11 protein-coding genes are annotated in these 12,346 nt (G+C 69.4%); 5 read left to right on the forward strand and 6 right to left on the reverse strand.

Annotation, left to right across the window (positions count from 1 at the left end; all coding sequences use genetic code 11):
- Window positions 1–32: 32 nt before the first annotated feature.
- Together OG394_RS16060 and OG394_RS16065 are read right to left on the reverse strand one after the other, a co-directional pair.
- Window positions 33–1,196: an NAD(P)/FAD-dependent oxidoreductase gene (locus OG394_RS16060; RefSeq protein WP_328996163.1), complete on the reverse strand. Its 1,164-nt coding sequence runs from the start codon at window positions 1,194–1,196 to the stop codon at window positions 33–35.
- A complete protein-coding gene (locus OG394_RS16065; RefSeq protein ID WP_328996164.1) occupies window positions 1,193–1,543 on the reverse strand; it encodes a bifunctional 3-phenylpropionate/cinnamic acid dioxygenase ferredoxin subunit in 351 nt (116 codons plus the stop codon). The genes OG394_RS16060 and OG394_RS16065 overlap by 4 nt, the downstream gene beginning before the upstream one ends.
- Window positions 1,544–1,699: 156 nt before the next feature.
- Between OG394_RS16065 and OG394_RS16070 the strand changes: the two genes are divergently transcribed.
- The 5 genes from OG394_RS16070 (at window position 1,700) to OG394_RS16090 (ending at window position 7,145) form a co-directional block, all read left to right on the forward strand.
- Window positions 1,700–2,509 (forward strand): IclR family transcriptional regulator, encoded by an 810-nt coding sequence (locus tag OG394_RS16070; RefSeq protein ID WP_328996165.1) that lies wholly within the window; start codon window positions 1,700–1,702, stop codon window positions 2,507–2,509.
- Between the two features lie 183 nt (window positions 2,510–2,692).
- Window positions 2,693–4,336 carry a BCCT family transporter gene (locus OG394_RS16075; protein ID WP_328996166.1) on the forward strand — a complete coding sequence of 548 codons (1,644 nt, stop codon included), beginning with the start codon at window positions 2,693–2,695 and terminating at the stop codon, window positions 4,334–4,336.
- Window positions 4,337–4,535: 199 nt separating this feature from the next.
- A complete protein-coding gene (gene purU / locus OG394_RS16080; RefSeq protein WP_328996167.1) occupies window positions 4,536–5,402 on the forward strand; it encodes a formyltetrahydrofolate deformylase in 867 nt (288 codons plus the stop codon).
- Window positions 5,403–5,433: 31 nt separating this feature from the next.
- Entirely contained in the window at window positions 5,434–6,519 is a 1,086-nt protein-coding gene (locus OG394_RS16085) for an S-(hydroxymethyl)mycothiol dehydrogenase (protein ID WP_328996168.1), read from the forward strand.
- Window positions 6,516–7,145: an MBL fold metallo-hydrolase gene (locus OG394_RS16090; RefSeq protein WP_328996169.1), complete on the forward strand. Its 630-nt coding sequence runs from the start codon at window positions 6,516–6,518 to the stop codon at window positions 7,143–7,145. Before OG394_RS16085 ends, OG394_RS16090 begins: the two co-directional genes overlap by 4 nt.
- 86 nt (window positions 7,146–7,231) lie before the next feature.
- Here OG394_RS16090 and OG394_RS16095 read toward each other — a convergent pair whose 3' ends face one another.
- The 4 genes from OG394_RS16095 to OG394_RS16110 are packed head-to-tail and all read right to left on the reverse strand — an operon-like array spanning window position 7,232 to window position 12,327.
- On the reverse strand, window positions 7,232–8,602 hold the full coding sequence (locus tag OG394_RS16095) for an L-serine ammonia-lyase (RefSeq protein ID WP_328996838.1): 1,371 nt from the start codon (window positions 8,600–8,602) through the stop codon (window positions 7,232–7,234).
- Window positions 8,602–9,153: a sarcosine oxidase subunit gamma gene (locus OG394_RS16100; RefSeq protein WP_328996170.1), complete on the reverse strand. Its 552-nt coding sequence runs from the start codon at window positions 9,151–9,153 to the stop codon at window positions 8,602–8,604. The genes OG394_RS16095 and OG394_RS16100 overlap by 1 nt, the downstream gene beginning before the upstream one ends.
- A complete protein-coding gene (locus tag OG394_RS16105) occupies window positions 9,146–12,025 on the reverse strand; it encodes a 2Fe-2S iron-sulfur cluster-binding protein (protein WP_328996171.1) in 2,880 nt (959 codons plus the stop codon). The genes OG394_RS16100 and OG394_RS16105 overlap by 8 nt, the downstream gene beginning before the upstream one ends.
- A complete protein-coding gene (locus OG394_RS16110; RefSeq protein WP_328996172.1) occupies window positions 12,022–12,327 on the reverse strand; it encodes a sarcosine oxidase subunit delta in 306 nt (101 codons plus the stop codon). The genes OG394_RS16105 and OG394_RS16110 overlap by 4 nt, the downstream gene beginning before the upstream one ends.
- Between the last annotated feature and the right edge of the window lie 19 nt (window positions 12,328–12,346).

Raw genomic sequence — 12,346 nt, forward strand, 5'->3', positions numbered from 1 at the left:
CTTTCCGAGACTCGTTGGGGGAACACGGAGGTTCAGACCGGTACGGCGGCATTGAGCCGCCGCCGCCATCGGCCGAACAGACGTGGCTGGTTCATGCCGAGGACACCGACGGGGATCTCGCCGCGGCGGTACACGGCCAGCAGGTCGCGGCCCTCCGCCGTACCGTCCTCGACCGTGACCGAGTCGGCTTCGGCAGCATGCCCGGCGAACTGGATCCGGACGTCGTACTGGTCGGACCAGAAGTAGGGAACGGCCGCCTGGCGTGGGTTGTCGCCGCCGAGGAGAGCGGCGACCGCGATGGCCGGTCGCTCCATCGCGCCGGTCCAGTGCTCGACCCGGTGGCTGCGGCCGAGCCGCTGGTCGTACCAGGCAGCGCAGTCGCCGACCGCCATCACGGTGGGAACGCTGGTACGACCCTGGTGGTCACACTCGACCCCGTTGCCCAGGGCAACGCCAGAGCGGATCAGCCATTCGACATTGGGGATCGCGCCGATGCCGACCACCACCACGTCGGCGGGCAGCACGGTGCCGTCGGCGAGTTCGACGGCCTCGACTCGCTCGGCACCGACGAGCCCTCGGACCCCGACGCCGCACCGCAGCGCGACGCCGTGCGCAGTGTGCAGCCCGCTCACCACAGCGCCCATCTCCACGCCCAGCGGCCCGGCGAGCGGCGACGCCATCGCCTCGACCACCGTGACCTCGAGGCCGAGTGCGTTGGCCGTAGCGGCGACCTCGCCGCCGATGAAGCCGGCACCGATGACCACCAGGCGCGCTCCGGGCTGCAACTCCGCCCGCAGCGCGACGGCATCCTCGAGCGTCCGCAACGAGTGCACGCCGGCCAGGCCCGCCGATCCGGGCAACGCGCGGGCGCGGGCGCCGGTCGCGAGAATCACGCCGTCGCTGCCGACCCGGGTGCCGTTGGCGAGGATCACCTCGCGGGCGGCCGGGCTCAGCGAGACGGCCGGCGACCCGAGCAGCCAGCGCGCTTCCAGGTCGTCGTCATCGGCCGACTCCAGCGCCAGCACGTCAGCGTCGATCTTGCCGGCCAGGAACTCCTTCGACAGCGGCGGCCGGTCGTAGGGCCGGTGCCGCTCGTCGCCGACGACCACGACCTGACCGTCGAACCCCTGTGTCCGCAGCGCCTGCGCGGCGTAGAGACCAGCGAGCGAGGCACCGACGATCGTGATCGTCCTCATGACGACACCCCGAACGTGACACCGGGCGGGAGGTTGGGCTCGGCATCGGACAGCTCCACACAGATGTGGTCGTCCTCGATGTGCACGGCGTGGGTCCGGATCGGCCGCTTGGCCGGCGGCGCGTCGACGGCACCGGTGCGCAGGTCGAACTTCGAGGCGTGCAGCGGACACTCGACCTCGCAGCCCTCCAGCCAGCCGTCGGCCAGGGATGCGTCCTGGTGTGTACAGGTGTCGTCGACGGCGAAGACCTCGCCGTCCTCGGTGTGGAACACCGCGATCGGCGGCTCCGCATCGACACGCAGAGCCTCTCCGGGCGGGAGCGCGGAGAGAGGACAGACTCGAATCATTTTCTCCACCTTTGGTGCGAATAGCACAACCAGTCGCGCAATGCGCAACAGTCTGAAAAGGGATGGGCCTTGCTGTCAAGGGCCCGCGTCGATGTCGATCGCAATTCGCCGACAACCCCTTGAAGTTAGGGCACCCTTACCAGGTAGGGTTGCGTTATGAGCAACGGGGAGCAGAATTCGACCGGCAAGGGCAGCACGCGCGGCGACAGCCCGGGCGGCGTGCAGTCCGTCGACAGGGCCATCACCGTGCTCGAGATCCTCGCCCGCGAGGGCCATGCCGGGGTCAGTGAGGTGGCCGCGGAGATCGGCGTCCACAAGTCGACCGCGTTCCGGCTGCTGGCGGCGCTCGAGGAGCGCGACCTGGTCGAGCAGAACACCGAGCGCGGGAAGTACCAGCTCGCCTTCGGCATCCTGCGGCTCGCGAGCGCCATCCCGACCCGCATCGACATGGCACGCCAGGCCCAGCCGATCATGGACGCGCTCGCGCTCCAGTTCGACGAGACGATCAACCTCGCGGTGGTCCGGGAGCACTACGCGGTGAACGTGCAGCAGGCGCGCGGCTCGGCCGCCGTTGCGAGCCACAACTGGGTCGGCCAGCTGACCCCGCTGCACGCCACCTCCAGCGGCAAGATCCTGCTCGCCTACATGCCGGACGACCAACGCGACGCGATCCTCGCCAAGGCGGGCCTGCCAGAGCTCACCGAGAACACCATCACCTCCCGGCAGGCCCTGCTCGACCAGCTCGCCGAGATCCGGGAAGCCGGCTTCGCCACCGCATTCGAGGAGCTCGAGATCGGCCTGAACGCCGCAGCCGTCCCGGTCCTCGACCACACCGGCACGGTCGTCGGGGCACTGAGCGCCTCCGGCCCGGTCTTCCGGTTCGACGAAGCGCGGATCAAGAGCACCGAGGCGGATCTCAAGCTGGCGGGCAGCCGCATCAGCCATCGCATGGGCTGGCTGGGCTAACCACTTCTTCCCCACCGGCAAGGTGCCCCAGGTCAGCTGGCGGCGCCTTCTCTACCTGCGCGCCGACCCGTAAGTATGTTTCATTTGGCGCGATCCGTTGCGGATCACACAACTCAGTCCTACAGTCGGAGACCACCCGGGCACTGTGGCACCCCACTGAAGGGACTCTTCGCAATGTCAACCATGCCTGAGAAGCCGCCAACGTCGGACCGCCCTGATCGGTTCGCCCGTCTGCCCGCCGACAGGATCGTGCTGGCCACCTCGGCCGCGATCGCCCTCGCGTTCATCCTCTGGGGAATCTTCGACAACAAGGGGCTCGCCGGTGTCGCCGGCGATGCGCTGGCCTGGGTGATCAAGAGCTTCGGATGGCTCTTCGTCCTGGCGAGCGTAGGGTTCGTCGCCCTCGCAGTGGTCCTCGCCTGCAGCCGCTACGGCCGGATCCGGCTCGGACGCGACGACGAGCGCCCAGAGTTCAAGACGGTCAGCTGGATCACCATGATGTTCAGCGCCGGTATGGGCATCGGACTGATGTTCTACGGTGTCGCCGAGCCACTGTCCCACCTCAGCACGCCGCCGATGGGCCTGGCCGAGCCGAACACGCACGAGAGCGCCCAGCTCGCCATCCAGTACTCCTTCTTCCACTGGGCCTTCCACCCCTGGGCGATGTACGCCGTCATCGGCCTGGCCCTCGCGTACTTCTCGTTCCGCCACGGCCGCGCGAACCTGATCAGCTCGACCTTCTTCCCGCTGCTCGGCAAGCGGTCCGAGGGCGGCGCGGGCCGGGCCATCGACACCTTCGCGATCGTGGCGACCCTGTTCGGCTCGGCCACGTCCCTCGGCCTCGGCGCCCTGCAGATCAACTCGGGCCTGAACCAGCTGTACGACGTCCCGAAATCCACGCCGGTCGCCATCGCGATCATCGCGGCGCTCACCCTGGCGTTCATCGTCTCCGCGGTCAGCGGGGTCCACCGCGGCATCCAGTACCTGTCCAACGTGAACATGGTGCTCGCCGTCGCGCTGCTGTTCTTCCTGTTCGTGGTGGGACCGTCCGTCTTCATCCTCAGCACCTTCACCGAGTCCGTCGGCGACTACCTGTACCAGATCGTCCCGATGAGCTTCCGCGCCGGCGCCTTCGGCGGGCAGGAGTGGCTCAGCGGCTGGACCATCTTCTACTGGGCTTGGTGGATGTCGTGGACGCCGTTCGTCGGCGCCTTCATCGCCCGCATCTCCCGAGGCCGCACGATCCGCGAGTTCGTCTTCGGCGTCGTCCTCGCTCCGAGCCTGGTCACCTTCGTCTGGTTCTCCGTCCTCGGTGGCATCTCGATCAACCTGCAGCTCGGCGGCACGGACCTGGCCGCGGCCCTGCAGCAGGGCCAGGAGACGGCGCTGTTCGAACTGCTGCGGCAGTATCCGTTGTTCGCCCTGACCGCACTGGTCGTCGTGATCCTGGTGGCGTTCTTCTTCATCTCCGGCGCGGACGCCGCCGCGCTGGTGATGGCCATGCTGTCTTGTCGCGGCTGTCGCGAGCCGCGCAACCTGGTGACGATCTTCTGGGGCGTCATGACCGGCGCCGTGGCGGGCATCCTGCTCCTCGCCGGCGGCCTGCCGGCCTTACAGACGCTGTGCATCCTGGCGGCTTTCCCGTTCATGTTCGTGATGATCGGCGCCGCCGTGTCGCTGGTGAAGGAACTCCGCAACGAGCCTGATCCGGCGCCACGGAAGGGGCGCAGGAAGCTGACCACCGAGACCCTCGAGGAGCTCGACGGGAAGGAGCTGGCCGCGACCACGAACGGCGCCGCGCCGGCCTTGCAAACACCTGTCGGCTAGCTGACCGCAGCACCACACCGGCCGGGAGAAGGGCTCATCCAGGGCCCTCCTCCCGGCCTGTCCGCATGTCCGGGCGACGCACCCGCGGACCGCCGTACCGGCCGAAAGTCGGCCTCGGCAGGCCCTTGACCTGGCCGATCCCGGCAGGCACGCTGTTGCGTATCGCTCAAGCTGTTGTGTAATACGCAAAGGAGAGATCATGGCGCCTCGTCCCCCGGCCGGCCACGAGTACGTCCTCACGCTGACCTGTCCGGAGGCGGCCGGCATCGTCTTCGCGGTCAGCCGCTTCGTCATGGAGCAGGGCGGGAACATCTTCGCCAGCCAGCAGTTCGACGACAGGCTGACCGACACCTTCTTCATGCGCGTCCAGTTCCGCGCGGACGACGTGAGTGTCGAGTCGCTGCGACAGGACTTCGGCGCGATCGCTAGTGAGTTCGCGATGGCGTGGCAGTTGCACGACCTGCACACCCCGACGCGGACGCTGATCATGGTGTCCCGCTTCGGGCACTGCCTGAACGACCTGCTGTTCCGCACCAGCACGGGTGCGCTGAACATCGAGATTCCCGGCATCGTCTCGAACCACCGGGACTTCGAGGCCCTCGCCGACGCCAACGGCATCCCGTTCTTCCACGTCCCGGTCACGCCGGATACCAAGCCGGAGGCCGAGGCGCGCCTGCTCCAACTGGTGGACACCCTCGACGCCGACCTCGTCGTCCTCGCCCGCTACATGCAGGTCCTGTCGAACGAGCTGTGCGGCAAGCTGGAAGGGCGGGCCATCAACATCCACCACTCGTTCCTGCCGAGCTTCAAGGGCGCCAAGCCCTACCACCAGGCCCACACCCGCGGCGTGAAGCTGATCGGCGCGACTGCGCACTACGTGACCCCGGACCTCGACGAGGGGCCGATCATCGAGCAGGACGTCGCCCGGGTCGACCACTCGCTCGACCCCGCCGACATGACCGCCGCCGGGCGGGACGTCGAGGCCCAGGTCCTTTCCCGGGCCATCCGCTGGCACAGCGAGCACCGCGTGCTCCTCGACCGCAACCGCACCGTCGTCTTCCGCTGAGCTCATCCACCACCACAGAACAAGGAGCCGCATGTCCGTCACCGTCAAGGGCGTTATCGCCCGCAGCAAGGGCGCACCGGTCGAGGTCGCCGACATCGTGGTCCCCGACCCGGGCCCCGGTGAGGCCGTGGTCCAGATCCAGGCGTGCGGCGTGTGCCACACCGACCTGCACTATCGCGAGGGCGGTATCGGCGACGAGTTCCCGTACCTGCTCGGCCACGAGGCTGCCGGGGTCGTCGAGTCGGTCGGTGCGGGTGTCACCGAGGTCGCTCCGGGCGACTTCGTCATCCTCAACTGGCGCGCGGTCTGCGGCCAGTGCCGCGCGTGCGCGAAGGGCAAGCCGCAGTACTGCTTCAACACCCACAACGCCACGCAGGCGATGACACTGACCGACGGTACGCCGTTGTCGCCCGCCCTCGGCATCGGCGCGTTCATCGAGAAGACGCTCGTGGCAGCGGGCCAGTGCACCAAGGTCGACCCGCACGCGCCGGCCGGCGCCGCCGGCCTGCTCGGTTGCGGGGTGATGGCCGGGTTCGGCGCCGCGGTGAACACCGGTGGCGTCGGGCGGGGCGACTCGATGGCCGTGATCGGCTGCGGTGGCGTCGGCAACGCGGCGATCGCCGGTGCGGCCCTCGTCGGGGCCGCCACCATCATCGCGGTCGACGTCGACGACCGTAAGCTCGGCTGGGCCAAGGAGTTCGGCGCGACCCACACGGTCAACTCCCGCGACGAGAACGCCGTCGAGGCGATCCGCGCGCTCACCGGAGGCTTCGGCGCGGATGTCGTGGTCGACGCGGTCGGGCGGCCGGAGACCTACGAGCAGGCGTTCTTCGCGCGTGACCTGGCCGGCACCGTCGTCCTGGTCGGCGTACCGTCGCCGGACAGCGAGCTCACCCTTCCGCTCCTGGAGGTCTTCGGGCGCGGCGGCGCGCTGAAGTCATCCTGGTACGGCGACTGCCTGCCGTCCCGTGATTTCCCCATGCTGGTGGACCTGGCGCAGCAGGGCCGGTTCCCGCTGGCCGCGTTCATCACCGAGACCATCGCTCTCGACGAGGTCGAGGACGCGTTCGCGAGGATGCACAAGGGCGAGGTGCTGCGTTCGGTGGTCGAGCTGTGAGCCGGGCGGAAATCACCCGTGTGGTGACCGCGGGCTCCTTCAGCCTCGACGGCGGCGTCTGGGACGTCAAGAACAACGTCTGGGTTGTCGGCGACGACTACGAGTGCGTCGTCATCGATGCCGCGCACTGGGCCGAGCCGATCGTCGCGGCGGTCGGCGGCCGCACCGTGCGGGCCGTCCTGCTCACCCATGCGCACGACGACCACATCAACGCGGCACCCGAGCTGTGCGCGGCAACGGACGCTCCCTCGTACCTGCACCCGGCCGACCGGGTCCTGTGGGACCAGGTCCACGAGTCCACACCGGACGGCGAGCTTGCCGACGGCAACGAATTCGAAGTCGCCGGAATCACGCTGCGGACGCTGCACACGCCCGGTCACTCGCCGGGCGCCTGCTCCTTTTACAGCCCGGAGCTGGGTGTCGTCTTCACCGGCGACACCCTCTTCCAGGGCGGGCCGGGGGCGACGGGGCGCTCGTACAGTGACTTCCCGACCATCATCGACTCGATCCGGGACAAGCTGCTCCCCCTGCCGGAGGAAACAGCTGTCCACACCGGACACGGTGACGACACGTCGATCGGTGCCGAGCTCCCCGACCTCGAGGCGTGGATCGCCCGCGGTCACTGATCAACACGGCAAGAACAGAGGTCCGGTCCCCAGCGCGAGGGACTGGACCTCTGTTCTTGCGTCGGGCGGCGATGCGGCCGACGGCTTCAGCACTCGATGACGTTGACGGCGAGGCCGCCGCGGGCGGTCTCCTTGTACTTGACCGACATGTCCCGGCCGGTGTCGCGCATCGTCTTGATCGCCTTGTCCAGGCTCACCTTGTGGCTGCCGTCGCCGTTCACGCCCAGCCGCGCGGCGTTGATCGCCTTCATCGAGGCGATCGCGTTCCGCTCGATGCACGGGATCTGCACCAGGCCGCCGACCGGGTCGCAGGTCAGGCCGAGGTTGTGCTCGATCCCGACCTCGGCCGCGTTCTCGACCTGGGCCGGCGTACCGCCCAGGACCTCGGCGAGACCGCCGGCGGCCATCGAGCAGGCCGAGCCGACCTCTCCCTGGCAGCCCACTTCGGCCCCGGAGATCGACGCGTTCAGCTTGAACAGGATGCCGATCGCGGCCGCGGTCAGGAGGAACCGCACGATGCCGTCGTCGTCCGCGCCGGGCACGAAATGCGCGTAGTAGTGCAGGACGGCCGGAATGATCCCCGCGGCGCCGTTGGTCGGCGCGGTGACGATCCGGCCGCCGGACGCGTTCTCCTCGTTGACCGCGAGCGCGTAGAGGTTCACCCAGTCGACGACGTGCAGCGGATCGTCGTACCCCTTGCTCGACAGCTCGCGGTACAGGCCCGGGGCGCGTCGCGGTACGCGGAGCCCGCCGGGAAGAACCCCGTCCCGGTGGATGCCTCGTTCGACGCACGCGGTCATCACGGACCACAGGTGCAGCAGGCCGGCGCGGATCTCGTCCTCGGTGCGCCAGGCCTGCTCGTTGGCGAGCATGACGTCGCTGATCGACAGCCCTTCCCGGGCACAGATCTCGAGCAGTTCCGCGCCGGTACCGAACGGGAACTTGACCTGCGTGTCGTCCAGTACGACGCGATCTGCGGCGGTGGCCTCCTCGTCGACGACGAAGCCACCGCCGACCGAGTAGTACGTCCGGAAGTCCAGCTGCCGCTCGTCCGCGTCGAAGGCGGCGAACGTCATGCCGTTCGGATGGGCCGGCAGACTCTTGCGCCGGTGCATGACCAGATCGGAGTCCAGGTCGAAGCCGACCGGGCTCGTACCGTTCAGGCGCAGCAGGCCGCTGTCCCGGATCGCACCGATCCGGCGGTCCGCCCGATCGGTGTCCGTCGTTGCCGGATCCTCACCCTCGAGACCGAGAACCACCGCCTTGGGCGAGCCGTGACCGTGCCCCGTCGCCCCGAGCGAGCCGAACAGCTCGGCCTTGACGCGGCGGACGTCGGCCAGCTGCCCGGACTCGGCCAGCCGGTCCACGAACCGCTTGGCAGCCCGCATCGGACCGACAGTGTGCGACGACGAGGGCCCGATACCGACGGAGTAGAGATCGAACGCCGAGAGCGCCATCAGGAGCCGCCGGCGCTCTGGTCCCACGGAGCGAATTCCTCCATGGCGTCGAGCAGCCAGCGACCGACGTACGACGCGAACGAGGCGCGCGGCAGGATCCGGAACCGCGTCCGGTCGACCTTCCAGAGCAGGACCGGAACCCGCGCGAGCGTGGTCAGGACAGCGGTGTCGTCGGCGAGCACCCGGGGGTGCAGGTCGACGGGACAGCCCTTCTTGAGCACGTCCCGTGCGATGGTCCCGGACAGTTCGAGCAGCACCCGGTTCGCCGACACGTCGACCACGGCGGACGCCGAGCCGGTCGCGGCCGCACGGAGCTCACCGGCGAGCGATCCAGCCCCGCTCTCGGAAACGACCAGCCACTCGTCGGGTCCCAGCCACAGCACCGAGTGGGCGCCGTTCCGGGTGACCACACCGCAGGTTCGCGGCAGCGCCGTACCCAGAACGGCCTCGATGCCTCGGGCTCCGTCGGAGTCCGGATCGACCCGGACGCTCACCATGCTGAGGATCGGCGTCTCCAGCGGACTGCGTTGCAGCAGGGTCAGATCAGCCATCTCGCTTCGTCCCTTCGGGGTCGTAGAGCACGGGTGAGGTCACCTCGACCTCGACCAGCCGGTCACCGACCGGCGCCACCAGCACGTCGCCGATCCGGTCCCGGCCGCCCTTGATCAGGGCGAGCGCGAACGGGCGCTCCAGCGCCGCGCTGTGATAGCTCGACGTCACGTGCCCGAGCATCGGGACCGGAGCGGACCCGTCGAGTACGCCGTCCGCCGCCGCGACCACCTGACTGCCTTCCGGAAGCCGGGTGCAACGATCGACGGGCAGCAGGCCGACCAGGTGCTTGCGGTCGGCGCGTTGCGTGTCGGCCCGCGCGTACGAACGCCGGCCGATGAAGTCCTTCTGCTTCGAGACGACCCATTCCATCCCGGCGTCCTGGGGCGTGACCGTGCCGTCAGTGTCCTGCCCGACGATCGGGTACCCCTTCTCGGCCCGCAGGACGTGCATCGTCTCCGTGCCGTACGGAGTGATGCCGAGATCCTGACCGGCCGCGTACACCTGCTCCCACACCGATCGGCCGTGGAAGCCGGCCACGTTGATCTCGAACGCGAGCTCCCCGGAGAACGAGATCCGGCAGATCCGGGCCGGGATCCCCGAAGCGAGTACCGTCTCGCGGAACGTCATGAACGGGAACGCCGCGTTCGACACGTCCAGCTCCGGCGCGACCCGCGCGACGACCTCGCGAGACCGAGGACCCACGACGGCGACCGTCGACCACTGCTCGGTCACCGAGGTGCAGTACACCTCGAGACCGGGCCACTCGGTCTGCAGCCACTCCTCGAGCCAGTCCAGTACGCCGGCCGCGCCACCGGTCGTGGTGGTCATGAAGTACCGGTCGTCGGCCAGCCGCAGCGTTACGCCGTCGTCGAAGATCATCCCGTCCGGCGTGCACATCACGCCGTACCGCGCCGAACCGACCGGCAGCTTCTTGAACGCGTTGGTGTAGATGCGGTTCAGGAACTCACCGGCGTCCGGGCCCTCGATCTCGATCTTGCCGAGCGTGGACGCGTCCATCATGCCGACGCCGGTCCGCGCGGCCCGGCACTCCCGCTCGACCGCGGTGTCGAGGTCCTCCCCCGGCTGCGGGTAGTACCAGGGACGCATCCATTGACCGACGACCTCGAACTCCGCGCCCGCCTCGACGTGCCAACTCTGGATCGGCGTGGTCCGCCGCGGGTCGAAGAGCTCGCCGCGTTCCCGGCCGGCGAGCGCGGCGAACGAGACGGGTGCGTACGGCGCTCTGTACGTCGTGGTGCCGACCGCGCCGACGCCGCCGGCGCCGAGGGCGGCCGAGATGACGCCGATCGCGTTGATTCCCGACGTCTTCCCCTGATCCTGACCGGTGCCGATCGAGGTGTACCGCTTCACGTGCTCGACGCTGCGCATGCCCGCGCCGGTCGCCCGCCAGACGTCCGCGACCGTCTGGTCGCGCTGCAGATCCACAAAGTGCTCGTCCCACTCACCGGGTTCGCCGTCGAGACCGGCGATCAGCCAGAGCTGCCGCGTCGGTCCCGCCACTGGCTGGCGGCTCGACCCACCGATGTCGAGCGGGTCGACCGCGAAGCCGGCGGCCGTCGCTGCTTCGGCACCGGCCACCGAACCCGCGCGCAGTCCTTCGTCGAGCGTCATCGTGCCCGCCGCCGAACCCACGACCTGCTGGTTCTTCACCACGCTGCCGGGCACGAAGGCGGCCAGTTCGTCGTCCCACCGCAGCGTGCCCTGCCGCTGGCTGTGCAGGTGCACCACCGGACTCCAACCACCGGAGACGGCCAACAGGTCGGCATCCAGCGTCTCGGCGTACGCGACCTCGTCGGCGTCACCCAGCTTGCCCACATCGACCTTCGTGAGCAGTCCGGTGGCCGGGTCGGCCTCTGCCCGCTCGACCGTGCTGCCCGGGATGATTCGTACGCCGCTGTCGGATACCTCGGCCGCCCGCGGGGACAGGTCTGTCCGGGCATCCAGGACGGCGACGACCTCCACGCCGGCGGAGACGAGGTCCTCGACCGTTTCGTAGGCGCTGTCGTTCGTGGTCGCGACAACCACCTTGCGGCCGGCGACGACGGCGTACCGGTTGAGGTACGTCCGGACCGCGCCCGCCAGGAGCACTCCCGGGGTGTCGTTGCCGGCGAAGACCAGCGGCCGCTCGTGCGCGCCGGTCGCCAGCACGACCTGACCGGCCCGGATGTGCCACACCCGCTGCCGCGACACCCCGGGGGCCTGCGAGGCCGGGCGGTCCTCGACCGCGAGCACGTAGTTGTCGTCGTACGAACCGAACGCCAGGGTCCGCGTCCGGACGGTCACCTCCGGCTCGGCCGCGAGTGCCGCGGCCACCTCCGCCACCCAGTCGATCGCGGGCTTGCCGTCCACGAGTTCAGTGCTTGCCGAGAGCAACGAACCGCCGAGCTCCGGCTGCTCGTCGAGGAGCACGACCCGCGCGCCCGAGCGGGCCGCCGACAGCGCCGCGGCGAGACCGGCCGGTCCACCGCCGATGACCAGGACCTCGGTGTGCACGAACAGCTTGTCGTACATCGCCGGGTCCGGATCAGGATCGAGTACGCCAAGACCGGACAACATCGACGCGCGGAACCCGTCGACCAACGGACGGATCGTCGCCGGCACCATCGGCTCGGACTGTTCGCCACCCACCTGGAGCAGCGCGTTCGGCTCCTCCGGACCAGCGGCCACGATGCCACGGGGACGGCCCCGGTAGATCGAGTCACCGACTCGCACGCGGCCGTTGGCGAGCAACGCGGATGCCACCGTGTCGCCGGGATGGCCGGTGTAGTCGATACCGTCAACAGTGAAGGTCAGCACCGTGCTTCGGTCGATGCGACCGCCACTCGGGAGCCGGTGGTACTGGCTGCTCATCGCTGGCCTCCTGCTGCGACGCCCATGCCGAGGTCGGGCCGCGGCTCGGTGTTCGTGTAGACGGCCAGGACCTCGTAGGTCCGGGTGTCGCGGACGACGTTGAACCACCGACGGCAGCCGACACTGTGAACCCACCGTTCGGCGAAGGGACCCTTCGGGTTGTCGCGGAAGAACAGATACTCCGCCCACTCCTCGTCGGCGAGGGCACTCGGGTCCTCGGGGTACGGGACATGGGCCTGGCCGCCGTAGTGGTACTCGGTCTCGTCCCGCGGTCCGCACCACGGGCAGTTCAGCTGCAGCATCGCAGGTGCTCCTTCGGGA

Origin of the sequence: Kribbella sp. NBC_01245, assembly GCF_036226525.1 — a bacterium.
Taxonomy (GTDB): domain Bacteria; phylum Actinomycetota; class Actinomycetes; order Propionibacteriales; family Kribbellaceae; genus Kribbella.